The 25,009-nt window shown below is 68.6% G+C and carries 24 protein-coding genes and 1 pseudogene; 20 read left to right on the top strand and 5 right to left on the bottom strand.

Annotated elements, in window-relative coordinates; genetic code table 11:
• Nucleotides 1-85: 85 nt before the first annotated feature.
• From JVH1_RS05515 to JVH1_RS05500, 4 genes are all read left to right on the top strand, one after another.
• Complete coding sequence (locus tag JVH1_RS05515; protein WP_005239684.1) at nt 86-1,147, top strand: DNA-directed RNA polymerase subunit alpha; 1,062 nt, start codon at nt 86-88, stop codon at nt 1,145-1,147.
• 27 nt (nt 1,148-1,174) lie between these two features.
• Nucleotides 1,175-1,744 (top strand): 50S ribosomal protein L17, encoded by a 570-nt coding sequence (rplQ, locus tag JVH1_RS05510; RefSeq protein ID WP_005239685.1) that lies wholly within the window; start codon nt 1,175-1,177, stop codon nt 1,742-1,744.
• Nucleotides 1,745-1,749: 5 nt separating this feature from the next.
• Nucleotides 1,750-2,643 carry a tRNA pseudouridine(38-40) synthase TruA gene (truA, locus tag JVH1_RS05505; RefSeq protein ID WP_011598159.1) on the top strand — a complete coding sequence of 298 codons (894 nt, stop codon included), beginning with the start codon at nt 1,750-1,752 and terminating at the stop codon, nt 2,641-2,643.
• Nucleotides 2,644-2,725: 82 nt separating this feature from the next.
• Nucleotides 2,726-3,292: an NADPH-dependent FMN reductase gene (locus tag JVH1_RS05500; protein WP_083849883.1), complete on the top strand. Its 567-nt coding sequence runs from the start codon at nt 2,726-2,728 to the stop codon at nt 3,290-3,292.
• A 645-nt stretch (nt 3,293-3,937) separates the two neighbouring features.
• Here the strand turns inward: JVH1_RS05500 and eccE are convergent.
• A pseudogene (eccE, locus tag JVH1_RS05495) lies at nt 3,938-4,561 on the bottom strand (type VII secretion protein EccE); the annotation flags it as partial.
• A 713-nt stretch (nt 4,562-5,274) separates the two neighbouring features.
• Here eccE and JVH1_RS05490 point away from each other — a divergent pair.
• Nucleotides 5,275-7,086, top strand: coding sequence for a zinc ribbon domain-containing protein (locus tag JVH1_RS05490; RefSeq protein WP_371112943.1), 1,812 nt, complete (start codon nt 5,275-5,277; stop codon nt 7,084-7,086).
• A 155-nt stretch (nt 7,087-7,241) separates the two neighbouring features.
• Here the strand turns inward: JVH1_RS05490 and JVH1_RS05485 are convergent, their stop codons facing one another.
• The gene (locus JVH1_RS05485; protein WP_009479382.1) at nt 7,242-7,694 is read right to left on the bottom strand and encodes an Lrp/AsnC family transcriptional regulator; all 453 of its coding nucleotides are present in this window, start codon (nt 7,692-7,694) and stop codon (nt 7,242-7,244) included.
• A gap of 81 nt (nt 7,695-7,775) precedes the next feature.
• On the opposite strand from JVH1_RS05485, the gene ddaH reads away from it, so the two are divergent.
• From ddaH to JVH1_RS05450, 7 genes are all read left to right on the top strand, one after another.
• On the top strand, nt 7,776-8,693 hold the full coding sequence (gene ddaH, locus JVH1_RS05480) for a dimethylargininase (RefSeq protein ID WP_043782131.1): 918 nt from the start codon (nt 7,776-7,778) through the stop codon (nt 8,691-8,693).
• A 6-nt stretch (nt 8,694-8,699) separates the two neighbouring features.
• Complete coding sequence (gene rocD, locus JVH1_RS05475; protein ID WP_009479384.1) at nt 8,700-9,926, top strand: ornithine--oxo-acid transaminase; 1,227 nt, start codon at nt 8,700-8,702, stop codon at nt 9,924-9,926.
• A gap of 168 nt (nt 9,927-10,094) precedes the next feature.
• Nucleotides 10,095-10,538: a 50S ribosomal protein L13 gene (gene rplM, locus JVH1_RS05470; RefSeq protein ID WP_005239728.1), complete on the top strand. Its 444-nt coding sequence runs from the start codon at nt 10,095-10,097 to the stop codon at nt 10,536-10,538.
• Nucleotides 10,535-11,071 (top strand): 30S ribosomal protein S9, encoded by a 537-nt coding sequence (rpsI, locus tag JVH1_RS05465; protein ID WP_005239729.1) that lies wholly within the window; start codon nt 10,535-10,537, stop codon nt 11,069-11,071. The genes rplM and rpsI overlap by 4 nt, the downstream gene beginning before the upstream one ends.
• A 137-nt stretch (nt 11,072-11,208) precedes the next feature.
• On the top strand, nt 11,209-12,546 hold the full coding sequence (gene glmM, locus JVH1_RS05460; protein WP_009479385.1) for a phosphoglucosamine mutase: 1,338 nt from the start codon (nt 11,209-11,211) through the stop codon (nt 12,544-12,546).
• 119 nt (nt 12,547-12,665) lie between these two features.
• Nucleotides 12,666-13,301, top strand: coding sequence for a hypothetical protein (locus JVH1_RS05455; RefSeq protein ID WP_237735294.1), 636 nt, complete (start codon nt 12,666-12,668; stop codon nt 13,299-13,301).
• A complete protein-coding gene (locus JVH1_RS05450; protein WP_009479387.1) occupies nt 13,298-13,522 on the top strand; it encodes a hypothetical protein in 225 nt (74 codons plus the stop codon). Before JVH1_RS05455 ends, JVH1_RS05450 begins: the two co-directional genes overlap by 4 nt.
• Before the next feature lie 9 nt (nt 13,523-13,531).
• Here JVH1_RS05450 and JVH1_RS05445 read toward each other — a convergent pair whose 3' ends face one another.
• Nucleotides 13,532-14,368, bottom strand: coding sequence for a dienelactone hydrolase family protein (locus JVH1_RS05445; protein ID WP_009479388.1), 837 nt, complete (start codon nt 14,366-14,368; stop codon nt 13,532-13,534).
• A gap of 97 nt (nt 14,369-14,465) precedes the next feature.
• On the opposite strand from JVH1_RS05445, the gene glmS reads away from it, so the two are divergent.
• The gene (glmS, locus tag JVH1_RS05440; protein WP_011598168.1) at nt 14,466-16,328 is read left to right on the top strand and encodes a glutamine--fructose-6-phosphate transaminase (isomerizing); all 1,863 of its coding nucleotides are present in this window, start codon (nt 14,466-14,468) and stop codon (nt 16,326-16,328) included.
• Nucleotides 16,329-16,365: 37 nt separating this feature from the next.
• On the opposite strand, the gene JVH1_RS05435 is transcribed toward glmS, so the two are convergent.
• The gene (locus JVH1_RS05435; RefSeq protein WP_063711559.1) at nt 16,366-16,740 is read right to left on the bottom strand and encodes a cupredoxin domain-containing protein; all 375 of its coding nucleotides are present in this window, start codon (nt 16,738-16,740) and stop codon (nt 16,366-16,368) included.
• A gap of 52 nt (nt 16,741-16,792) precedes the next feature.
• Between JVH1_RS05435 and JVH1_RS05430 the strand changes: the two genes are divergently transcribed.
• From JVH1_RS05430 to tsaD, 7 genes are read left to right on the top strand one after another with little or no spacing between them, the layout of a single operon-like run.
• Entirely contained in the window at nt 16,793-18,274 is a 1,482-nt protein-coding gene (locus JVH1_RS05430; protein WP_009479392.1) for a bifunctional ADP-dependent NAD(P)H-hydrate dehydratase/NAD(P)H-hydrate epimerase, read from the top strand.
• A gap of 17 nt (nt 18,275-18,291) precedes the next feature.
• Complete coding sequence (gene alr, locus JVH1_RS05425; RefSeq protein ID WP_009479393.1) at nt 18,292-19,494, top strand: alanine racemase; 1,203 nt, start codon at nt 18,292-18,294, stop codon at nt 19,492-19,494.
• A 3-nt stretch (nt 19,495-19,497) separates the two neighbouring features.
• Nucleotides 19,498-20,562 (top strand): alpha/beta fold hydrolase, encoded by a 1,065-nt coding sequence (locus JVH1_RS05420; RefSeq protein ID WP_009479394.1) that lies wholly within the window; start codon nt 19,498-19,500, stop codon nt 20,560-20,562.
• The gene (tsaE, locus tag JVH1_RS05415) at nt 20,552-21,040 is read left to right on the top strand and encodes a tRNA (adenosine(37)-N6)-threonylcarbamoyltransferase complex ATPase subunit type 1 TsaE (protein ID WP_011598171.1); all 489 of its coding nucleotides are present in this window, start codon (nt 20,552-20,554) and stop codon (nt 21,038-21,040) included. Before JVH1_RS05420 ends, tsaE begins: the two co-directional genes overlap by 11 nt.
• A 49-nt stretch (nt 21,041-21,089) precedes the next feature.
• Nucleotides 21,090-21,749 (top strand): tRNA (adenosine(37)-N6)-threonylcarbamoyltransferase complex dimerization subunit type 1 TsaB, encoded by a 660-nt coding sequence (gene tsaB, locus JVH1_RS05410; RefSeq protein ID WP_009479396.1) that lies wholly within the window; start codon nt 21,090-21,092, stop codon nt 21,747-21,749.
• Nucleotides 21,746-22,225, top strand: coding sequence for a ribosomal protein S18-alanine N-acetyltransferase (gene rimI, locus JVH1_RS05405; RefSeq protein WP_009479397.1), 480 nt, complete (start codon nt 21,746-21,748; stop codon nt 22,223-22,225). The genes tsaB and rimI overlap by 4 nt, the downstream gene beginning before the upstream one ends.
• Nucleotides 22,222-23,259 (top strand): tRNA (adenosine(37)-N6)-threonylcarbamoyltransferase complex transferase subunit TsaD, encoded by a 1,038-nt coding sequence (gene tsaD / locus JVH1_RS05400; RefSeq protein WP_009479398.1) that lies wholly within the window; start codon nt 22,222-22,224, stop codon nt 23,257-23,259. Before rimI ends, tsaD begins: the two co-directional genes overlap by 4 nt.
• Here the strand turns inward: tsaD and JVH1_RS05395 are convergent.
• Entirely contained in the window at nt 23,252-24,856 is a 1,605-nt protein-coding gene (locus JVH1_RS05395) for an Hsp70 family protein (RefSeq protein WP_043782092.1), read from the bottom strand. The two genes, tsaD and JVH1_RS05395, sit on opposite strands and share 8 nt — an antisense overlap.
• Nucleotides 24,857-25,009 lie beyond the last annotated feature (153 nt).

Below are 25,009 nucleotides of genomic sequence, written 5' to 3'. Positions count from 1 at the left end.
CGACTACCGGAAAGGCGCACGGGCACGAAGTGCCTTTCCCATCGTGGGCGTCAAATAGCGGACGCCCGTACAGGAGGAAATTCAAATGCTCATTTCTCAGCGACCCACGCTGACCGAAGAGGTCATCGCTGACAACCGCTCGAAGTTCGTCATCGAGCCCCTCGAGCCAGGCTTCGGGTACACCCTCGGCAACTCGCTCCGCCGCACGTTGCTCTCGTCGATTCCCGGCGCTGCTGTCACCAGCATCCGCATCGACGGCGTTCTGCACGAGTTCACCACAGTTCCCGGTGTGAAGGAAGATGTCACCGACATCATCCTGAACCTCAAGGGCCTCGTCGTGAGCTCCGAAGAGGACGAGCCGGTCACCATGTACGTCCGCAAGCAGGGCCCCGGCGCTGTGACCGCAGGCGACATCGTGCCCCCGGCCGGCGTCACCGTGAACAACCCGGATCTGCACATCGCCACCCTGAACGACAAGGGAAAGCTGGAGATCGAGCTCGTCGTCGAGCGCGGTCGCGGCTACGTCCCCGCCGTCCAGAACAAGGCGTCCGGCGCCGAGATCGGCCGTATCCCGGTCGACTCGATCTACTCGCCGGTGCTCAAGGTCACCTACAAGGTGGAGGCCACCCGCGTCGAGCAGCGCACCGACTTCGATCGGCTCGTGCTCGATGTGGAAACCAAGAACTCCATCACCGCTCGGGACGCGCTCGCTTCGGCGGGCAAGACCCTGGTTGAGCTCTTCGGCCTGGCCCGTGAGCTGAACGTCGAAGCAGAAGGCATCGAGATCGGACCCTCGCCTGCCGAGGCCGATCACATTGCTTCGTTCGGACTGCCCATCGAGGACCTGGACCTCACGGTCCGTTCCTACAACTGCCTCAAGCGCGAAGGTGTTCACACCGTCGGTGAGCTTGTCGGCCGTACCGAGTCCGATCTGCTCGACATCCGCAACTTCGGACAGAAGTCCATCGACGAGGTCAAGGTCAAGCTGCATTCGCTCGGCCTGGCCCTCAAGGACAGCCCCGCGTCCTTCGATCCCACCACCGTTGCCGGCTACGACGCCGCCACCGGAACGTGGAGCGACACGGACGCCGGTTCCTTCGGTGATGCCGAGGGCACCGAGGACTACGCCGAGACCGAACAGCTGTAGCTCACGGTCCTTTACTAGGAGATCATCATGCCCAAGCCCAAGAAGGGTGCCCGCTTCGGCGGGTCGGCTTCGCACCAGAAGGCGATCTTCGCCAATCTGGCTACCGCGCTCTTCGAGCACGGCCGCATCACCACCACGGAGTCCAAGGCCAAGGCCCTGCGCCCGTACGCCGAGAAGCTCGTCACGCACGCCAAGGCCGGAACCCTGGCTCACCGTCGCGAGGTTCTGAAGGTCATCCGCAACAAGGATGTCGTGCACACCCTGTTCGCGGAGATCGGCCCGTTCTACGCCGATCGTGACGGCGGCTACACCCGCATCATCAAGACGGTCCCCCGCAAGGGCGACAACGCGCCGATGGCGATCATCGAGCTCGTCAAGGAGAAGACCGTCACCTCCGAGGCCGACCGCGCTCGTCGCGTGAAGGCATCGAAGGATGCGCCGGCTGCAGCTCCCGCCGAGGAGAACGTCGTCGAGGCCGTCGAGGCCGAGGCAACCGACGCCGAGGTCGAGAACGCTGACGCCGTCGTCGAGGCCATCGAGGACGAGACCGCCACCGCGGCCGACGCCCCCGAGGCCGAAGAGGCCAAGAAGGACTAGTCCACTTGGTTTCGGCACACGCTGAATCGAACGAGCCCGTCGTCCCCCCGAGGGACGGCGGGCCCGTTTCGTATGGGACCCGTCGCTTGCGCCTGGACATCGCATACGACGGAACCGATTTCTCCGGGTGGGCCCGGCAGAACGGGTTACGCACGGTGTGCGGGGAGATCGAGGAGAAGCTCGGCGCCGTCCTGCGCACGCCGTTGCAACTCACGGTGGCGGGCCGCACCGACGCCGGGGTCCACGCCACCGGACAGGTGGCGCACGTCGACGTTCCGGTCGACGCCCTTCCGGACGACCCGTCCCGGCTGGTCCGCAGGCTCGCGCGGTTCCTGCCCAAGGACGTGCGGATCAAGCGGATCGCCTTTGCGCCCGAACACTTCGATGCACGGTTCTCCGCGATGCGCAGGCACTACGAGTACCGCCTGACATCGGCGGTCTACGGCGCCGATCCGCTCCGAGCCCGGGACACCGTGTCGTATCCGAAGGTTCTCGACCTCGAACTCATGCGCTCGGCGTCCGCGACGCTGCTGGGGCTGCACGACTTCGCGGCGTTCTGCAAACGCCGGGAGGGCGCCACGACTGTCCGCGATCTCCAACGTTTCGACTGGGAGCGCGACGGCGACGTGTTCACGGCTTTCGTCAGCGCCGACGCCTTCTGCTGGTCGATGGTGCGCAGTCTCGTCGGTGCTGTTCTCGCCGTGGGGGAGGGACGCCGCGACCTCGGCTGGATCGAAGGACTCCTCCAGGAGAAGTCGCGGTCGAGTTCGATCCTGGTGGCCCCGGCGCACGGACTGTCCCTGGTGCGCGTCGACTACCCGGACGACGCGGATCTGGCGGCACGCAACAAGATCACCCGGGACGTCAGGACCGCGCCGGGCGGCTGCTGCGGCGACTGACCGGAATCTGCGGCGTCGATCACCACCGCGTTAGCGGAGGCACCAGCACCTACGATGGCTCCGGAAGAGAAGGAGCCTGTTCATGACCGCAGTCGCACCCGTCCGGATCGAGATCATCATCGGATCCGTCAGAGTGGGTCGGATCGCTCCCGTCGTCGCCGCCTGGTTCGCCGAACGTGCTCGCGCCTACCCGGGACTGGACGTGGGCATCATCGATCTTGCCGACACGCCGTTGCCGCAGGATCTCGGCGCATCCCCCGTGGCGGACAAATTCCGGGAGCGAGTGGGCAGAGCCGAGGGGTTCGTGGCCGTCACCTCCGAGTACAACCATGGTTACCCTGCAGCGCTGAAGACCGCGTTCGACAGCGTCAAACACGAATGGCGCTCGAAGCCCATCGGTTTCGTGTCGTACGGCGGGTTGGCAGGCGGGCTCCGGGCAACCGAACAGCTGCGCCAGGTGGTGGCCGAATTGCACATGGTGTCGGTGCGGCAGAGCGTGAGTTTCCACCAGGTGCGCAAGCGATTCGACGACCAGGGGCAGACGACCGACGGCGCCGCCATCGACTCGGCGGACCGCATGCTGGCGCAGCTGGCGTGGTGGGCCGACGCAGTCCGTGTCCAGCGCGGGACCATCCCGTACCCCGGCTAGTACTGGTGGACCGGCGGGTACTCGTCCACCGCGCAAGGCCGGCCGGGATGCCGTCTCGGACGAGATCGTGACCAGCATCAGTTCGATACTCGTCCCTCCTGTCGACAGAAGAATGCGGTCGCCCAGCGCATTCGGCTGGACGATCGACAAGTCCGGTTCGGCACCGGGCCACTGGCTCGGTTCTCCGTAGAGATAGATCGCGGTGACCCCGGCGCGGCGCGGCAGCGCGTTGACGCCGTCGAGCACGACGGTGTTGAACCTGTTGTCGGACTGCGGATTGTGGCCGGCAATCCGCAACCGGTCGGGTGTGGCGATGGAGTCGATCAACGACGACCACGCGTCGGGCCGATCGGTGTGGATGAGCACCCGGGCTCCGGTCGCGACGGCGCGGAACACCAGTTGCTGGGCGAGATACAATTCGCCCGCCACGTAGACCATGCCGACGCCGGGACCTGCGATGCGGGCGGTGATTCCGTGCCCGTTGTCGTCGGAGCCGATGAGCTGGCCGCACCCCGCGAGCGGTAACTGCAGCGCACGCAGGTCCTCGACGAACATGTCGGTCAACGGCATCACGTCGTCGAGGTCCGGCATCGCGACGGGAAGATTGGACAGCAGTCCGTCCCGGTGCCTGCCCTGCATCGAGACGAGCCCGGGAATCGTGAGCGGCTCGGACATCGTCCGGGTGGTGACCCGGCAGGCCGCGCCGACCTTCACTTGACCGTGGTGTGCGCTGGGGCGCAGCCGGATCGTCACGGTCGTGCCGAGGCTCGACGGAACCCAGAGCTTCGCGAGCAGATCTCGTGTTAGATGGCGCGGATCGACTCCGTAGCCGGTGTTGCACACTCCGGGCAGCGGTGCATGCTTCCACGTCTCCGTGAAGGTCTTCGGATCGACGCCCCGACTGACCTGCAGCGCTGCGGATTCGATCTCCGGTGCGGTGAGAATGCGGGCGCGGCAGCCGGAATCGGCCAGTGCACGCACGACGCGGCTTGCCGCGATCGTGATCGCGCGCGATGCGCCTTCCTCGCCGCCGCCGCGCCGCGCCACGGCGGCAACGCTCTGGGTGGCGTCGAATCGCAGGGCGAGCCAGACCATCCGGGTCTCGGTCGCCGGGAGCGGACCGATCAGCCTGTCGTACACATCGGTGGTGGGGGAGCTGGCCGCGGCACGATAGCCGTGGCTGACGATGTCGATTCCGCTCAGCGAGATGTCGTGCTGCACGAGACGCGCGGCGAGCGCGTCGGTGGGGAGTTCGTGCGTCGTCTGCAAGCCGTCCCGAGTGACCTGCGTGAGGCTCCAACTGTTGCCGCTACCTCTCAACCGTGGGCGCTTCGGTAGTTGGGTGCGCAACGAGGCATCGGACGGCCGGTTACTTTTCCCGGCGTATCGGTTCGGGTCACCGAATCATTGACCTCACGGACCGCGACGCCTATCTGGGCAGGCCCGCATCAGAGTGTGCGGGAGCAGACTCCGGAGAGAGTGGACGCATTGCATTGTCGGGCACGATCGCAAGAGGCGTCGCTGCCCGATCAGCAAAAGATGTTGCGGGAGGGCGCCTGCTGGTGCGGTGTATCGGGTCTACAACTATCGTGTTCGGGTTTGCGGGAGCGGCGGGGCGCGGCCGGATGATCGACGACGCGGCCCTGGGCGGGTCGCGGTGGTGCGGGTCATGTGGCGAGATCGATTGCCCCGGCCCGCCTGCGGACTCCTTCCGAGGCTGAATGTCGGACGCCGGCGTTACAGTCGAGGTCCTGCGAGAGAAGGGTGATGCATCGCTGGTGGAGAGGGTTGATGGATGACGGCATGGCACGGTTGGCATCGTTGTCCGGCCGGTTCTCTCCGTCGAGGTCGAAGCAGAATCATCACCGGCTTCGGGGCGATGCCGCCGCACGGTTGGGGAAGGGGTGACCGGTGAGCATCTCGGGCGATCGCGGGTCATCTCGGAACGCGACGGTGCTCGCCGCTCATGAATTGGGCCCGGCGTGACCGGGCCGGGATCGACCGCGGCGCGGCAGTTCTCGTTCACCACCCGCGCCCACGTGGCGGTCGACGACGCGACCGGTGAGCGGATCGGCCTCGATGACGTCGACACCCGGGTGGGGTGGCTGCTCGATCTGATTGCAGGTGCTGGCGCCGAGTTGGTGTCGCGGCTGTGGCGGCCGGCGACGTTCGACGTGCTCGCCGCCGGCCGTGACCGCCAGGACCGCAGGCTGCCCACACAGGGTCATGTCGCCGCGGCGCGGCTCGGCTGGGATCCGACCTATCCGGACGGGGTCTATGTGCCGTCGCGGGTGAGCCGGGTGGTGACCGCGCAGGTGCTGGCAACCCTGCGGACCCTGACCTACCGAGATACCGCGATCGCGGCACTGTCGACCCGATTCGACCCGGCCACCGGTCGTCTGACCGCACCCACCGAGCCGGGCGACTCTGTGCCCTCGGGTTTCGCTCGGGGTGTGCGGCGCCAGCTCGCCGCACGCGCCCGCTCCAGTGGCGGGGCACCGGCCGGCCGGTTGCGGATCACCGACCTGCAGGGACCACCGCAGATCGCGTCGATGGCCCGACTGTCGGCCGCCGATCGGCAGCTCGCGCAGCTTGCCGTCACCGTCGCAGAGCATGAGCTGGTGTTGACGGTGAAGCTGCCGACCTGTCCCGCGCCGGCGGGGCGGGCGCAGTGGCGGCGGGTGCGGCTGACCGCGGCCATCCCCGCGCACCTGTGCGGTCGGCCTGTCATCGATTGGCCTCTGCCGACCCTGGTCCTCGACCACCGGGGTCTGCTCTGGCGGTGCGCCGCCACCGAACTCGTCCCGGCAGGCGACCTGGACTCGGCCGCGGTCGCGGTGGGGGTGGATTGGTCCCCGTCCACGCTCGGTGCCGCCGCCCTCACCACCGACAGCCCGGAGGGGCTGGTGTCGGATTACCGGGGCTTCACCTACGACGACCGCGGCCTCGGAATCAAACTGGCGCGCCTGCAGGCCGAGGGGCAGCTGCTGCACGCCAAGGCCGCCCGGCTGACCCGGCTGGCCGCCACCGCCCCACCGGAGGTCCGCGCCCAGCTGGAGGCGAAGATCGCCGTCCTCGACGAACACCGCACCGCGGTGGGTGCCAAGCGGGGGAAGATCAACCGGGAACTCGCGTTCCACTTCGCCCGCCAGGTCACCGACTACGCCACCACCGCGGGAGCGCAGGTGATCGCGGTGGAAGATCTCACCACCCTCGAGACCCGCGGACACGGCCGGGTCAACAACAACCGGGCCGCGCAGTCCGCCCGCCGCCAAGCGGTCGCCGCCCTCGCGCACACCGCCGCCGGTGCCGGCATCACGGTGGTCTCGGTGCCCGCCCGAGGATCGTCCGCATGGTGTCCGGGCTGCGACGAACCACTTGCCCGTCCCGGCGGGTACCACGACGCGTGGTGCCCGGGCTGCCGGGTCGGTGGCAACCGCGACCACCTCGCGGGGGTGAACCTGGCCAAACGCGCACTGCTCGGCAAAGGCAAGGTCACCCGTCGACGTGGGCAGCTGCCCGCGGTCCGGGTCGCCGAGCACGCGCCGATACGCAGGTGCCGCGACAAAACCGGTCCGACCCCGAGCAGGCCCCGGCATCGCCGGGTCCGCCGCAGCCTGCCCACCGCACCACGGCGGTTGGGGGTGAATCCGAAACAGCATGTTCCTGCACCACAAGCGTCGGTGTGGGACACGGTCCAACCCACACCACCGCACGGTGACGCGGGTAGCCGTGACACACGTCCATCTCAGGCGCCCGCCACACCAGTGGCAGACAGTCCGAGATGTACGTAGACGCTACGTCAACGGTCTCGAAGGCCAGGAGGGCGCCGTCGATATGCAGACCGCGGAAGACCAGAACGTCGCGGCCTGCTCTGATCCTCGCGTGACAGGTCGAGTGCCCCAGCATTTTGCTGAGGCACTGTCGTCTCGGACGAGGGATCGAGTGATCAGTCGGCGGGCGGTATCAGCCGGCTGAGGACGACGCTGCTCTTGGTCTGAAGTACGGCCGGCTCCGACCGCAGATTCTCCAGCGTGCGTTCCAGGTGTGCCGTGTCGGTGGTGCGGACGCGGAGGAGGGCGTTGGCATCCCCGGTGACGGTGTATGCCTCCTGAACCTCGGTGTGACGAGAAACGATCCGTGCGATCTCGACGGCCGAGGTGCGGCCGCTGCAGTACAACTCGACGAAGACCTCGACGCCGTGGCCGAGAGCACGCGGATCGAGCGCCGCATGGAATCCGGTGATCACTCCGGACTCGATCAGTCGATCGACCCGACGCTTCACGGCGGGTGCGGAGAGCCCGACCTCGGCGCCGATGGTGGCGAAGCTGGACCGCGCATTGCGCTCCAGCCGCGCAACGATCCGCCGATCGAGCCCGTCCAGACGCAATGAATCATCCATGTGATGGAACGCTAGCGCATTGATCAGGGCTTTTGGTGGGTGGATACTGATTTCACCGACACCGACCGAGGGGGAGTGGAGATGGCGCCCACTGCTGGTATCGAGTCCGAGAACCCGTACGAAGAGACGGCAGAGGTGCGGGGCGACGCCGCCCGCGTGGCCCGGCGTGCTCACTCGCGGAGTTACCTGATGTGCCCGCCCACGTATTTCGACGTCGTCTATGCCATCAACGACTGGATGCGGCCCGAGGAACCCGTGGACCGGGATCGTGCCATGTCGCAGTGGTCGGCGCTCGCAGACACGTACCGGCGACTCGGACACGAGGTCCTCACGATCGACCCTGTCGAGGGGCTCCCGGACATGGTGTTCGTCACCGACAGCGGACTCGTCGTCGACGATGTCGCGCTCGGCGCCCGCTACCGGTCCGCCGAGCGGCGGGCCGAGGCCGACCACGTGTTCCGGTGGTTCCTGGACAACGGGCTGGTCAGGCCCACCCTGCCGCGGTATGTCAACGAGGGGGAGGGTGACTTCCTCGTCGTCGGCGACGTGATCCTCGCCGGAACCGGATTTCGGTCCGACCCGCGGTCACACGCCGAGGCCTCGGCCCACCTCGGCCGCCCGGTGATCACGTTGAACCTGGTGAATCCCCGCTACTACCACCTCAACACCGCGCTGGGTGTGCTCGACGACTGGACCATCGCCTACCTGCCGGCGGCGTTCTCGCCGGACAGTCGCGCTCTGCTCGAGGAGATGTATCCCGACGCGGTGATCGCGGCCGAGACGGACACCGACTGGCTCGGACTGAACCTGGTCAGCGACGGTGCCAATGTGGTGCTACCCGTGCAGGCTTCGCACCTTGCAGACCAATTGTCCGCTCGCGGGTACGAGCCCGTGCCGGTCGACTATTCGGAGTTCCTCAAATCCGGTGGCGGAATCAAGTGCAGCACTTTGGAGCTCCGCGGATTCCGCGGGCTCCGGGTCGTGGAAGATCAGGGGTGACCAGCAATGTCGGACGGTGTCGTTTCCGTGTCGGATGCCACGCGTGAACAGCTGATCAGGGCCGACGAGCACAGCGCACACAACTACGCGCCGCTGCCGGTCGTGATCGAGTCGGGCGCGGGCTCGTGGGTGAAGGGAATCGATGGCGTCGACTACCTGGACGTACTCGCCGGATACTCGGCTCTCAACTTCGGCCACGCGCACCCCACCCTCGTCCGGGTGGCACGCGAACAACTCGGCCGGCTCACCCTGACCAGCCGCGCCTTCCAGCACGATCGGTTCGCGTCCTTCTGCGAGGACCTGAGCAGGCTGTGCCGGAAGGACGCCGTGCTGCCGATGAACACGGGCGCCGAAGCCGTGGAGACCGCGCTGAAACTGGCCCGCAAATGGGGTTACGACGTCAAGGGAGTGCCGCCGGGGCGTGCCGAGGTGATCACGTGCGCCGGGAACTTCCACGGTCGCACCATCTCGATCGTCGGGTTCTCGTCCGATCCGGACGCGTACACCGGATTCGGTCCGTTCCCGGCGGGCTTCGCGTCCGTCGAATACGGGAACGCGAATGCGCTCGAGGCCGCGATCACGGAGAACACCGTGGCGGTGCTCCTCGAACCGATCCAGGGAGAGGCCGGGGTCCTGGTGCCACCGCCCGGCTACCTCGCAGCGGTCCGGGACATTTGCACTCGTCGCGGGATCCTGATGGTCGCCGACGAGATCCAGAGCGGGCTCGGGCGGACCGGCGACACGTTCGCGTGCGACCACGAGAACGTCACCCCCGATGTGTACGTCCTGGGCAAGGCACTCGGGGGTGGTCTGATACCGGTTTCCGCCGTCGTCGCCGACTGGCCGGTGATGGCGGTGATCGGCCCCGGACAACATGGGAGCACGTTCGGGGGCAACCCCCTCGCCTGCGCGGTCGGGAGCGCCGTCGTGGACCTGCTCGAGACCGGCGAGTACCAGCAGCGAAGCCGCGACCTGGGTGCCTACCTGCACAGCATGCTGTCGCAACTGCCCCCCGACCACGTCTCGGAGGTGCGTGGGCGCGGACTGTGGGCCGGTGTGCAGCTGGCCGACGGTATGCCGTCCGCTCGAACGATCTGTGAAAGACTTCTGGCACGCAGGGTCCTCGCGAAGGACGCGCACGAGGGAACGATCCGCATCGCCCCGCCGCTGGTGATCGAACGGGACGAGCTGACGTGGGCGGTCGAACAGCTCGCCGATGCGCTCGCCGAGTGAGTTTTGACCCTGGGCCTCACCGACCGGTATTGTTCTCCGTTGGCGTGCCGTGCGCCGCTGCGTCCTCGTGTCGCAGTGGCTGGCGGTTCTCGGGTCTCAACTGGCCGCCGGGAATCGCTCGACGATACGCAATGGCCAGCAGCGGATTGAACAAGACGAGGAAGTTCTGTGTCTACGTACACCCCGAAGGCCGGAGATGTGACCCGCACGTGGCACGTCATCGACGCCACTGACGTGGTGCTCGGCCGCCTTGCCGTCCAGGCAGCCAACTTGCTGCGCGGCAAGCACAAGCCCACCTTTGCACCGCACGTTGACGGCGGCGACTTCGTCGTCATCATCAACGCCGAGAAGGTTGCCATCAGCGGCAACAAGCGTGAGGGCAAGTTCCTCTACCACCACTCCGGACACCCCGGTGGTCTGAAGTCCCGCTCCGTCGGTGAGGTTCTCGACAAGAACCCCGACCGCCTCGTGGAGAAGGCCATCGTCGGCATGCTCCCCAAGAACAAGCTGGGTCGCGCCATCAGCAGCAAGCTGAAGGTCTACGCGGGCCCGAACCACCCCCACGCCGCGCAGCAGCCGGTGCCATTCGAGATCAAGCAGGTGGCCCAGTGACGGCGCCGGAGGAGCAGAACGTGTCCAACCCCGAAGAGATCACCGAGGCTGTCGAGGTCGCGGCGGACGAGTACGTGTCCGTCGAGGAGCCCGAGGTCGCCGAGGACATCGAGGCCGCTGCTGCACCGCAGGCCCCGATCGTGATCGATCGCCCCATCCAGACCGTCGGTCGTCGTAAGGAAGCGGTTGTCCGCGTCCGTCTGACCCCCGGTTCGGGCGACTTCAAGCTCAACGGCCGCACCATCGAGGACTACTTCCCGAACAAGGTGCACCAGCAGCTGATCAAGGCTCCACTGGTGACGGTCGAGCGTGCCGAGTCCTTCGACATCGTGGCGCTGCTGCACGGTGGTGGACCGTCCGGACAGGCCGGCGCACTGCGTCTCGCCATCGCCCGCGCGCTCATCGAGGTCACCCCCGAGGACCGCCCGGCTCTCAAGAGCGCCGGCTTCCTCACGCGTGACGCCCGCGCCGTCGAGCGCAAGAAGTACGGCCTGAAGAAGGCCCGCAAGGCATCTCAGTACTCGAAGCGCTGATGTGTCGCCGAAGCCGCCCTCCGGGGTCGGCTTCGGCACCTGTTCTTCCCGAGAGCAGGCGTCCATCGTTACCGGACGCCTGCTCTCGTGCTTTATCCGAGATGTAGTGGGTTTCCTAGGTGCGAGGAGTCTGGTCTATGGGTCGATTGTTCGGGACGGATGGGGTTCGTGGTCTCGCGAATACCGAGCTGACCGCCGAGTTGGCGTTGCAGGTGGCCTCCGCCGCCGCGACGGTGCTGGCGTCGCCGGGTTCGGGGGGACGCAAGACGGCTGTGGTCGGTCGCGACCCGAGAGCCAGCGGTGAAATGCTCGAGGCGGCGGTCGTCGCGGGCCTGACGTCGGCCGGTGTCGACGTTCGGAACGTCGGGGTGCTGCCGACACCCGCGGTGGCCTACCTGACCGCGGCGCTGGACGCAGCTCTCGGTGTCATGATCTCCGCCTCGCACAATCCCATGCCCGACAACGGCATCAAGATCTTCGCGGCCGGTGGACACAAACTCGACGACGAGGTGGAAGACCGGATCGAGGCCGTCGCCGCCGGGACCACGACACGGCGGGCGCCGACCGGTGCGGGGATCGGACGTGTCCGCACGGTGCCGGATGCCGCGGAACGGTATCTGCAGCACCTGGCCACCGCACTCCCGAACAGCCTCGACGGGCTGACCGTGGTGGTGGACTGCGCGCACGGCGCGGCATCGGGCGTCGCTCCCGCCGCCTATCGGGCCGCCGGCGCCACCGTCGTCGCGATCAACGCCGAACCCGACGGACTCAATATCAACGAGAACTGCGGGTCGACTCACCTCGAAAGCCTGCAGAAGGCGGTCGTCGAGCACGGCGCCGATCTGGGGCTGGCGCACGACGGGGATGCGGATCGGTGCCTTGCCGTCGACGCCGCCGGTTCCCTCATCGACGGCGACGCCATCATGACCGTGCTCGCCCTCGGTATGCGCGACGCAGGCGAACTGGTGGACAACACCCTCGTCGCGACGGTCATGAGTAATCTCGGTCTGCACATCGCGATGCGGGAGGCCGGGATCACGCTGGTCACCACTGCCGTCGGTGATCGCTACGTCCTCGAAGGACTCCGGTCCGGTGGCTTCAGCCTGGGCGGCGAACAGTCCGGACACGTCGTGTTCCCCGCCTTCGGCACCACCGGCGACGGAGTGTTGACAGGACTGCGGCTGATGGGCCGGATGGCGGAGACCGGACAGGCGATCGCAGATCTGGCGTCGGCGATGACGACGCTCCCGCAGGTTCTGGTGAACGTGAGGGTCGCCGACAAGCGCGCCGTCGCCGCGTCCCCGGTGGTGCTGGACGCGGTCGTGGCCGCCGAGCGCAGCCTGGGCGACAACGGCCGGGTGCTGCTGCGGCCGTCGGGAACCGAACAACTCGTCCGTGTGATGGTCGAGGCGTCGGACATCGAAGTAGCCCGTAAACTCGCCGACGAACTGGCGGGCACCGTCGCCTCCGTGTGAGTGGACAACCGCACCGATGACTGCTGCGGCGCCTCCGATGACTACTGCCCCGGGCCCATGCCCGGCCCGGGTGATTGGTGCGTCAAGGTCTGGCGGATCTCGGTTCGATCCTTTGCCCGTTGATCGAGGACACCGTCTCGGCCCGCACCGGCAGGGACGAGGAGCGGAACACTGAGGATCTCGGCGAAGAACTCGGTGATCCGCGGGAGGACGACGGCGAGTCGGCCGACGGCACGTCACACGACAAGAGCCTCGAACTGAACCTCGACGGACAGTCGTGGACCCTCGCCATGGATGCCGACGGCCAGGGAATTCATCTCGAGCTGAACGACGGACAGGGCGGGACAGCCAGGTTCGGAGTCGAGATCGGCCCGAATGGTCTGCCGCAGATCACAGCGGGAACCGCTGCGGGCGAAGGAGACTCCGCAGATGCCGACTGCGCGCCCGCCTCGCCGACCCCGGAATCACAGGTCAGCGGTGATACCGAGGCCGCCCCGGACGCGACATCCGAGGAACAGCCGACGCCCGGCCGACCGGCCGCGGACGCCGTGCCGGACCACGAGAACACACCGGCCCTTGCATCGGCCGGAGACGCCACGGCCGACCCGCAACCACAGGCGGTGTCAGTGCAGCAGGAGCCGGCTCCCGTCGCGCCCCCGCCGCTACAGGAATCGCGGTCCGCGCCCGAATTGGCCACAGGTCCCGTGGGCGGATTCGACAGCGGCGCCGAGTTGGCCGAGGCGGGGCCACTGTGAGCCACCGAGCCGCAGAGTTGCGCGCGCAACGGGCACAGATGCGGGCCGACCTCGACATGTTCCGGGAACGGATCGACGAGCGCAGAGCCCGAGACGAGGAAGCCGCGGCGAACCGGTCCGGCCGTAGCCGGACCGAGCCTGCAGCGGCATCACCCGCTGCTGCGCCACCGGAAACACTCGACGACGACGAGTTCTATCGTCCGCGCAGCTGGCTGGTGTGACCGGAGAACTCAAATGTGCGGGAGCACACCCTCGAAGCCGGCGTCGGTGTGCTCCTCGTGCGGATCGACGAGCGTGGTGTGGGGAAGTTCGGCGTCCGCCTTCGCGAACACCTCGTACTTCTTGTCCTCGGTGAGGTGATAGAGCAGGAAGCCGGTGAGCAGCGCGCGCGTGATCTGCTGGGTCTTCCGCTCGGAACCGCCGATGCCGAGTGCACCCAGGAGGCGGCGTCCCTCGGTGAGCCCGGACTCCTTGGCGCCGTTGACGGCGCGCAGGACGTGTTCTCCGCCCCACGCCTCGGCCAGCGCCTTGGCGTTGCTGTTCATGGTGTCGATGTCGGCACCGGCGACGACGAGCCCCGGCGCTGTGATCTTGGACGCATATCTCTCGGCCTTAGGTGCGGTCGGTGCCGGGAACAGGGCGGCGACCGCCGATACGTCCCGTTGCGCGGCAGCGAGCACTGCCACACCCGCACCCATCCCGTGTCCTGCGAACGCGACGCGGTCGGGCCGCACGCTGATCTGGCCGGGACCGAGACGCACACCCACACAGATGTCGAGGGTGGCCCGCAGGTCGGTGGCGAGGCCCAGGTGAGAGGGCACGGGACCCCGCTCGCTGTTGGGGGCGGCCACGACGATTCCCCACGACGCCAGATGCTCGAGCGTCTTCCGATAGTGGTCGGCACCTGCCATCCAGCTGTGCGCGAACGCGACGGCGGGCAGGTTGAAGCCTGATTCGGGCGTGTATACGACGCCCGGCTGTCCGGCGAGTGCGAGGTCACCCCGCAGCACGCGGTGCGGTCCTCGCTTGGACAGTTCACGGGCCAGTGTCTTCGGTTTCGGCGCCACGGGGAGAACGTTATCCGATTCGCGGGCCGGCGATAGAGCCGATGGGGCCCATACTCCGACTTCGTCGCGTCGCCCGGTCCAAGTACCCTGATGAACCATGTGCGGAATCGTGGGATACGTCGGCCACCGGCAGGCTCTGACTGTTGTGGTGGAGGCCTTGCGGCGAATGGAATACCGCGGATACGACTCCGCCGGTATCGCCGTGCTCGACGGCCACGGCGGCATGGCGGTCGAGCGGAAGGCGGGTCGTCTCGCGAATCTGGAGGCCGAACTCGACGAGGTCGGGGCCGAGCACTTCACCGGGAGCACCGGGATCGGTCACACGCGGTGGGCCACGCACGGCAGGCCGACCGACCGCAACGCGCACCCGCACCGTGATGCGGGTAACACGGTTGCCGTCGTGCACAACGGCATCATCGAGAACTTCGCCCCCTTGCGGGCCGAACTCGAACACGACGGAATCGACTTCGTCAGCGACACCGACACCGAGGTCGCGGTGCACCTCGTCGCGCGGGCCTACGCCTCGGGCGAGACGGCCGGTGACTTCGTCGCGAGCGCGCTGAGCGTGCTGCGCAGGCTCGAGGGCGCGTTCACGCTCGTCTTCACGCATTCGGACCACCCGGACACCATCGTCGCGGCGCGTCGCTCGACGCCCCTCGTCATCGGTGTCGGCGAGGGAGAGACGTTCCTCGGGTCCGATGTCGCGGCGTTCATCGAGCACACCCGTGACGCGGTCGAGCTGGGGCAGGACCAGGTCGTGGTGATCACCGCGGACGGGTATTCGATTCTGAACTTCGACGGATCCGAGGCGCAGGGCCGCCCGTTCCGCATCGACTGGGACCTCGCCGCCGCCGAGAAGGGCGGCCACGACTACTTCATGCTCAAGGAGATCGAAGAGCAGCCGGCCGCGGTCGCGGACACCCTCCTGGGGCATTTCGCGGACGGGAAGATCGTTCTCGACGAGCAGCGACTGTCGGATCAGGAGCTGCGCGACGTCGACAAGGTCTTCGTCGTCGCCTGCGGCAGCGCCTACCACTCGGGGCTGCTCGCGAAGTACGCCATCGAGCACTGGACCCGGCTTCCCGTCGAGGTCGAGCTCGCCAGCGAGTTCCGCTACCGCGACCCGGTCCTGGACCGGTCGACGCTGGTCGTGGCCATCTCGCAGTCCGGTGAGACAGCCGACACTCTCGAGGCCGTGCGCCACGCCAAGGACCAGAAGGCGCGGGTGCTGGCAGTGTGCAACACGAACGGCGCCCAGATTCCCCGCGAGGCCGACGCCGTCCTCTACACCCGGGCAGGTCCGGAGATCGGTGTCGCGTCGACCAAGGCGTTCCTCGCGCAGGTCACGGCGAACTACCTGGTCGGCCTGGCCCTCGCCCAGGCCCGCGGCACCAAGTACCCGGACGAGGTCGCACGCGAGTACGCCGACCTGGAGGCCATGCCCGACCTGGTGAGCCGGGTACTCCAGACGGTCGAGCCGGTGCGGGCGCTGGCTCGGGAGCTGGCGTCGTCGTCGACGGTGCTGTTCCTGGGCCGCCACGTGGGGTACCCCGTGGCGCTCGAGGGTGCGCTCAAGCTCAAGGAGCTGGCGTACATGCACGCCGAGGGCTTCGCGGCCGGCGAGCTCAAGCACGGGCCGATCGCGTTGATCGAGGACGGGTTGCCGGTGATCATCGTGATGCCGTCGCCGAAGGGGCGCGCGGTGCTGCACTCGAAGCTGCTGAGCAACATTCGGGAGATCCAGGCCCGCGGTGCGCGGACCGTTGTGATCGCGGAGGAGGGCGACGAGGCCGTGCGCCCGTTCGCCGATCACCTGATCGAGATCCCGGCGGCCCCGACGCTGCTGCAGCCGCTGCTGTCGACGGTGCCGTTGCAGGTGTTCGCGGCGGAGGTCGCGCAGACGCGCGGCTACGACGTCGACAAGCCGCGCAACCTCGCGAAGTCCGTCACCGTCGAATAACAACCACCGTAGGGGCGTGGCCGGGCCGGCTGCGCCCCTACGGGGTGACGACGACGGTGCCCGTCATCTCGGGGTGCAGCGAACACGTGTACTCGTAGGTCCCCGGTTCGGTGAACGTGTACGTGAACGTGCCGGTCTGCATCAACCGGCTCCGCAGCACACTTTTCGCGGCGCCGACACCCACCACGTCGTGGGTGACACCCCGGTCGTCGAAATTCCAGGTGACGGTATCTCCTGCCTTCACGGTGAGCGTTGCGGGCGCGTACGCCATGTTCGCGACCTGCACGACGGGTCCGGTCGGGGCCTCGGGCGCCGCGGTGTCCGGCGAACTGCACCCGGACACGACGCCCGCCATCGAAATGCTTGCGGCGAGAGCCACTCCGGCGATCCACGAGCTTCCACGTCCACGCATGACGTCGAGCGTAGTCTGACCCGGTACCGACCCTTCTCGACGAGGAGTTCCCATGCGGGGCTACTACACCGCTGACGAGGTTCGAGCTGCAGAGGCGCCGTTGCTGGCGTCTCTTCCCGACGGCGCGCTGATGCGACGCGCAGCGCATGGGCTCGCCACGGTGGTGGCGGCGGAGCTGCGAGCGCGGACCGGGGGCGTCGCGGGTCGAACGATCACGGTGCTGGTGGGGTCCGGGGACAACGGCGGGGACGCGTTGTGGGCGGCGTCGATGCTGCGGGGGCGTGGCGTCGCGGCCACCGCGGTCCTGCTGAAACCGGAGAAGGCGCACGAGGCGGGGCTGGCCGCGTTCACCGCGGCAGGCGGCCGGGTGGCCGCCCCGTCCGAGGAGCTGGGCCTGTCCGATCTGGTGGTCGACGGGATCGTCGGAATCTCCGGCAGGGGGCCGCTGCGACCCGATGCTGCCGCGCTGGTCGACCGGATCGAGGCTCCGATCGTGTCGGCCGACCTGCCGAGCGGTGTGGACCCGGACACGGGTGCGGTCGACGGGCCCGCCGTGCGCGCCGCCGTCACCGTCGCATTCGGTGCCCTCAAACCGGTCCATGTGCTCGGCGCCGCGTACTGCGGCCGAGTCGAGCTCGTGGACATCGGCCTGTCGCTCGGCGATGCCGGGATCACCGCCCTCGACGCCGCCGACGTCGGTGCTGCGTGGCCGGTGCCGGGGGCGGACGACGACAAGTACTCGCAGGGCGTGGTGGGGGTTGTCGCTGGCAGCGACGGCTACCCGGGTGCCGGTGTGCTGTGCACGGGCGCCGCGGTCACGGCCACGTCGGGGCTCGTTCGCTACGCCGGGCCGTGCACGCACGAGGTGCTCGCGCACGCGCCGGAGGTGATCGCGACCGCCGATCTCGGGAAGGCGGGACGTGTCCAGTCGTGGGTGGTCGGGCCGGGCATGGGAACCGACGACGCCGCCCGTCGCACGTTGCGGACGGTGCTCGACTCCGACGTGCCCGTGCTGGTCGACGCGGACGGTCTGACCCTGCTCGCCGAGGACCCGGATCTGGTGCGGTCGCGGACCGCAGCGACACTGCTGACCCCGCACGCCGGGGAGTTCGCCCGGCTGACGGGGACGGATCCGGGTCCGGACCGGGTGGCGTCGGTACGCGCTCTCGCGGCCGACTGGAACGTTCACCTGCTGCTCAAGGGGCGGGCTACGGTGATCGCGGAACCCGGTGGCCGGATCTTCGTCAACGAGGCGGGCGGGTCCTGGTCCGCCACCGCGGGGGCGGGGGACGTACTCGCCGGGATCATCGGCTCACTCATGGCTGCGGGTATCGGCCCGGCCCGGGCCGCGGCGGTGGGTGCGCGAGCGCACTCGCTGGCCGCGAACCTGGCCGCCCGAGGCGGTGGCGCGGACCTCTCCGCAGGTCGCGGAACAGCACCGATCTCCGCCGGGACGCTGCTCGCGCACCTCAGGGAGTCGATCAGAGTTCTTCGTGCGGGGGTGTCACCCGAAGAAATGCCGGCCTCATCGTGAATGGCAGGATCGAACATATGACGCTTGCTGAAGCAGTACCGGCCGACGACCACGGACACAGCGAACCCGCAGCGCCCACGCAGGCGCCGGCACCGCAGGCCGAGGCCGTCGTCGATCTGGACGCGATCGCACACAACGTCCGCATCCTGCGCGACAGCGCCCGGGACGCGGCGATGATGGCCGTCGTGAAGGCGGACGGCTACAACCACGGCGCCGTACCCGTGGCACGCGCCGCGCTGGCCGCCGGAGCGTCGGAACTGGGCGTGACGACGGTGTCGGAGGCGCTGACTCTGCGCCGCGCGGGCATCGACGCACCCGTCCTCGCCTGGCTGCACACCGTCGACGCCGATTTCGCCCCCGCGATCGCGGCCGGAGTCGAACTCGGTGTCTCCTCGCCCCGTCACCTCGCCGCGGTGGTCGCTGCCGCCCGGAGCGTCGGCACCACGGCGATCGTCACGATCAAGGTCGACACCGGACTGAACCGCAACGGGGTGGCGCCGGACGAACTGGCGCAGGTCCTCGTCGATCTGGCGCGCGCACAGGCCGAGGGCTCGGTGCGGCTGCGCGGCATCTTCTCGCATCTGGCCCACGCCGACGAGCCGCACCACGCCTGGATCGATTCCCAGCGCGATCGGCTGATCAGCGCGATCGCGGATGCCAAGCGTCAGGGACTGGTCCCCGAAGTGGTGCACCTGTCCAATTCCGCGGCCACCCTGACCCGTCCCGACCTGCGGTTTGACATGGTTCGCCCGGGAATCGCGATATATGGGTTGTCGCCCGTACCCGAACTCGGTCAGTTCGGGTTGCGCCCGGCGATGACACTGCGATCGAGGGTGGCTCTGGTGAAGAAGGTAGCGGCAGGTGAAGGCGTGTCCTACGGGCACCAGTGGGTGGCCCCACGGGATACGACGGTGGCGCTGCTGCCGTTCGGGTACGCCGACGGGCTGCCGCGCTCGCTCAGCGGCCGATTCGAGGTCCAGCTGGGCGCGCAGCGACGGCCGGGTATCGGACGCGTCTGCATGGACCAGGTGGTCGTCGATCTCGGACCGGACGGCGGCGGAGTCCGGGAGGGGGACACCGCCGTGTTCTTCGGCAACGGAGACCTCGGCGAACCCAACGCACAAGCGTGGGCCGATGAACTCGACACCATTCACTACGAGGTGGTGACAGGGGTACGCGGACGCACGGTGCGCAGTTACGTCGGCGGGACGGGCACCTAGATCATGGGGTTGTCGAAGCGGTTGGGGCTCGTCGGCGGCCTGCTGAGCGCGTTGGCCCTCGGTTCGGTCGCCGGCGTCAACGCGCTGCGCACCGCGACCCGGCCGGGCCGCGAGATCTACGGTGACGAGGACTTCACGCTGATGTCGCGGGACCGGCGCAGCGTCGTGGTCACCGAGGACGGCGTCGCGCTCGCGGTCCGCGAGGTCGGCCCCGAGGACGCGCCGGTGACGGCGGTGTTCGTGCACGGCTATTGCCTGGACATGACGTCGTGGCATTTCCAGCGCCGCCAGCTCGCCGAGCGGTGGGGCGACGACGTGCGGATGGTGTTCTACGACCAACGCGGGCACGGCGATTCGGGTGTGCCGTCCACGGCGAGCTGCACCATCGCTCAGCTGGGCGCCGATCTCGCGACCGTGATCGAGGCTAAGGCCCCCACCGGACCGGTTGTGCTCGTGGGGCATTCGATGGGCGGGATGACGGTCCTGGCCTTCGCCGGGCAGCGGCCCGAACTGGTGGCGTCGCGGGTGGTCGGTGTGGGCCTGGTGGCCACGGCCGCCGCGGGTCTCAGCGAGACCGGATTGACGCGGAACCTGCAGAACCCGGTCATCGACGGCTTCCGGATGGCCGTCCGGACCTCGCCCGAACTCGTCCAGCACGCGCGCGGCGCCGCCCGCGTGCTGATCACCCCGATTCTGCGGGCGGCGTCGTACGGCACGGACGTGAGTCCGCGGCTGCACAAGTTCTCCGACTCCATGCTGGACCGGACGTCGGTGGTGACCATCGTGAACTTTCTGCGCACACTCGAATTGCACGACGAGTCCGCGTCACTCGAGGCGATCGAGCGCACCCCGTCCGTCGTGGTGTGCGGAGACAGCGACATGATCATCCCGTTCGGCAGCTCCCGGAAACTGGCAGCGGACCTTCCGGAGTCCGAACTGGTGCGGGTACGCGGTGCCGGCCATCTGGTGCAGCTCGAATTCCCGTCCGTGGTGTCGGACGCCGTCGACCGGGTGCTGCATCGTGGCCTGAAGACGTACGAGTCGCGTGAGCAGTCCGATGTCGGCTGAAGAAGGAGTGTTGCCCGTGAGCGGGACCGTGGTGTTGCCGACGGCGGAGGACACCGAGCAGTTCGGCCGAGATCTCGCCCGGGGCCTCGTCGCCGGGGATCTCGTGGTCCTCGACGGACCCCTCGGTGCGGGGAAGACCGCACTGACGAAGGGGATCGGAGCCGGGCTCGGCGTGCAGGGGCGGGTGACTTCGCCCACATTCGTGATCGCGCGGGAGCACCGGGCGGGCACGCGGCCCGACGGGGGCACCCCGGTCGGGATGGTGCACGTGGACGCGTACCGACTGGGCGGAAGCGGCCCGCATGCGCTGGACGAACTCGACGCGCTCGACCTCGACACCGACCTGGCTGCAGCGGTTGTCGTCGTCGAATGGGGCGAGGGCATCGCGGAGCAGCTTGCCGATCGTCATCTGCGGGTACGCCTGCGCCGCGAGCCGGAGACGGACGTCCGCACCGCCCACTGGGAGTGGATTTCCTGACGGGTCGGGTGTCGGGAGCGGTTCTGACGTGCGAGTACCCTCAGTTACCGTGCTTGTTCTCGCCATCGACACGTCCACGCCTGCCGTGACCGCCGGAGTCGTCCGGGTTTCGGCCGATTCCGCATCGGTGGAGGCGGTGGACACCCTCGCGGTGCGCGTGACGGTCAATCCGCGCGCCCACGCGGAAGTGCTCACCCCGCACATCCTGGAATGCCTCACCGAGTCGGGGCACGTCGCCACGGACCTCGACGCGGTGGTGGTCGGCGCCGGACCCGGGCCGTTCACCGGATTGCGCGTGGGGATGGCCACCGCCGCCGCGTTCGCCGACGCCCTCGGCATTCCGGCCCACGGCGTGTGCAGCCTCGACGCCATCGCCGCACAGGTGGACGGTGACCGGAATCTGCTCGTCGTCACGGATGCACGGCGGCGTGAGGTGTACTGGGCGCGCTATTCGGCAGGGGTGAGGGTGGAAGGTCCCGCGGTGGTGAAGCCGCGCGAACTCGAGCCGATGCCGTCCGAGGTGGTGGCGGGATCGCCGTCACACGTCGACTTCTTCGATCTGCCGGTCGAGCCCGTGGAAACACCGTCGCCCGCAGGACTGGTCGCGGTGGCCGCGGGGGCCCTGTTCAGTGATGCTGCCCCGGCGGCGCTCGTACCGCTCTACCTGCGGCGCCCGGACGCGGTCGAATTGGCGGACCGGAAGAAATGACTTTCCGCATCGAACCGATGGCGGCCGCCGACGCCGAACGGTGCGCGGAGCTCGAGACACTCCTCTTCGCCGGTGACGGACCCTGGAGTGCAGGCGCATTCAGGGCGGAACTGGCCGCCCCGCACGTGCACTACACCGTGGCGCGGGACGACACCGGCCACGTCGTCGGGTACGCCGGAATCGCCCTGCTGGGTGACGGTTCACATCCTGAATCCGAGATCCACACGATCGGAACGGATCCGGCGTGTCAGCGGCGGGGGATCGGCGGGGCTCTCCTCGACGAACTCCTCCGAGTGGCCGACACCCGGGGTGGCCCGGTGTTCCTCGAAGTGCGCACCGACAACGACGCGGCGATCGCCCTCTACCGACGTGAAGGATTCGAGATCGTGGGAACCCGTAAGAAGTACTACCAACCGAGCGGTGCGGACGCCTTCACGATGCGTCGCCCCGGATCGGGTGAGGAGCCGGTGCAATGATCGTCATGGGGATCGAAAGCTCTTGTGACGAGACCGGAGTCGGCATCGTCCGGTGGAACGGTGACGGAACGTGCGAACTCCTCGCGGACGAGGTCGCATCCAGCGTCGAAGAGCATGCACGGTACGGCGGGGTGGTGCCGGAGGTCGCGTCCCGTGCGCACCTCGAGGCGATCGTCCCGACGATGCGGCGGGCCCTCGCCGCCGCCGGGATCGCCAAGCCGGACGCTCTCGCCGTCACCATCGGACCCGGTCTGGCCGGCGCCCTGCTCGTCGGTGTGGCGGCCGCGAAGGCCTATGCGGCGGCATGGGACGTCCCGTTCTACGCGGTGAACCACCTCGGCGGTCACGTCTCGGTCGACACGCTCGAACACGGACCGATGCCGCCGTGCGTGGCGCTGCTCGTGTCCGGCGGTCACACCCACCTCCTGCACGTCGAGGATCTTGCGAAGCCCATCGTCGAACTCGGCACCACCGTGGACGACGCCGCCGGCGAAGCCTTCGACAAGGTGGCCCGCCTCCTCGGCCTCGGATTCCCCGGTGGCCCCGCTCTCGACGCCGCGGCGCAGGACGGGGACCGCAACGCCATTCCCTTCCCGCGCGGTATGACCGGGCCCCGGGACGCCCGGCACGACTTCTCGTTCTCCGGGCTGAAAACGGCTGTGGCACGGTACGTGGAGTCCAAGGAGCGGGCAGGGGAGGTGTGCTCGGTGCCGGATATCGCCGCGAGCTTCCAGGAGGCCGTGGCGGACGTGCTGACGATGAAAGCGGTGCGCGCAGCCCGCGACGTCGGCGTGGACACACTGGTTCTCGGTGGCGGTGCCACGGCCAACTCCCGCATCCGCGCACTCGCCGAGGAACGTTGCGCCGACGCCGGACTGACCCTGCGGGTACCGAAACCGCGCCTGTGCACCGACAACGGAGTGATGATCGCCTCGCTCGGCGCGCATCTGATCGCCGGCGGCGCCGCGCCGTCCCTGCTGACCGTGGCCAGCGACCCCGGACTGTCGGTGGCGACCAGTCAGGTGTTCAGCTGACTGGAATCGTGACGGTCTGCGTGGCCGGGGGAGTGAGCGCCGCACCGGGCTGAGCACCACTCGGTTGCGACGCATCGGGATTCGGAGCGACCGTGCCCGGCGCCGGGACCATCGGGAAGAGTCCCTCGGGTGTCGCGGGTGTACTGGGTTCCGCGGGAGCGGCGGGCGTCTCCGCAGGCGGCGGTGCCGCCTCGGGAACGTCGGGTGCGGGCGCGACGGGGCTCGGTTCGTTCGGCGTGGATTCCCCCGGAACCTGCGGCCACAGCGGCGGAATCGCGGGCCACTCGATGTGCGGCCACGAGGGCTGCGACGGGTTCGTTCCCGGCAGCGTCGGACGCGGCGGCGCCGTGGGCGTCGGCACCGGGGTGGTGGTGCGCGGTGTCGTGGTCTCGCTCGTCAAATCGGGCGTCTGCTCGGAGGTCCGGTCCGTCTGCGGTTCGGACGTGGGCGGCGCAACCTGATTCGGGTAGAACTCCGACGTCGGCGTCGGATCGTACGACGGAATCCGCGTGGCGGGAGGTTCGTCCGTTGTCGTGGTCGTGACCTGCTCGGTGGTCTGGAACATGTCGGTCCCCGCGGGGGAGACATTGGGATCCGGCGCGGGCGCGAGTTCCTTGACGCCGTACCCGAGAACGAGACCTCCGACCACGAGGGCGCCGACGAGTGCCCCCGACACCTTGGCAGTCGAACCGGGTCGGTTCGACTCGGTGGCCGGGTAGTCGCGGATGGCGGAGGAGACGGCGAGCAACGCCGCACCTTTCGCGGTCGCCGTGTCGGGTTCGGGCATCACGACGACCCGTGCAGCGAACGCGTCGGTGACGGCGGCGGTGATCGCGGGAATGTTCGCGCCACCACCGACGAGGGCCAGGGCGTCCGGTTGACGTGGGGAGTCGGCGACGGTGGCACGGATGAACTCCACCGCGACCCGGACAGTGGGTGCGGCGATCTCGTCGAACCTGGTGCGGCTGATCTCGATCGGGCGGATGCCCTGCAGGTCGATGTCGACGTGTGCGTTCGGCTCCGAGGACAACTGCTCCTTGGCGACGCGGCACCGCGCCGAGAGCAGGTCGCGGTCCAGGTGCCGAAGGGGATGCGGGGTCGAGAGGCTGCCGACGACGTGGTGGAAGACGAGGTCGTCGATTCCGGTGCCGCTCACACGGCTTGTGCGGTCGGTGTGCAGGACGGTGCCGTCGACCTGATCGACGACGGCGACGGACAGTCCGGACTCGCCGAAGTCGACGATCGCGACCGTGGCGTGCTGGGCGACCTCGCCGGTGTGCCGCAGGTAGGTGAGCGTTGCGGCGGTCTCGGGCACGAGATGCACGCGGTGCCGCTGCCTGCTGACGGCGCTGCGGATCGAATGCGCCTGTTCCGCCGTGCGGTACGCGACGGCGAACGCGTCGGGAGTGGTGGGGTCGGCAGGGACCTGGGTGGTCATCAGCGAGATCGACGAGCGGACCAGGTCACCGAGGTCGGTGTGCGCCTGATCGGCGGACAGGTAACGGAACTCGACGTTCTGCGAACCGTTGGAGGCCGTGGTGACGAGGGCGGAACCCACACCGGACGCACCGGTGGACATCCCCAAGGACATCCCCATCACACACCCCCTCACGTTTTCGACGCGTGACCTGCCATCTCTGTCGGAACGCCCCTGTTCAGCGGGGAATCCCTGCCCGTTGAATCGGCGACTGTTATCTGAACGTTACAGAAAACAAACGGATTTCGCTTCCGACTTTCGGCCGCACAAGAC

This window comes from Rhodococcus sp. JVH1, assembly GCF_000280725.2.
Taxonomy (GTDB): domain Bacteria; phylum Actinomycetota; class Actinomycetes; order Mycobacteriales; family Mycobacteriaceae; genus Rhodococcus_F; species Rhodococcus_F jostii_A.
This window is presented reverse-complemented; position numbering and strand designations above follow the sequence as displayed.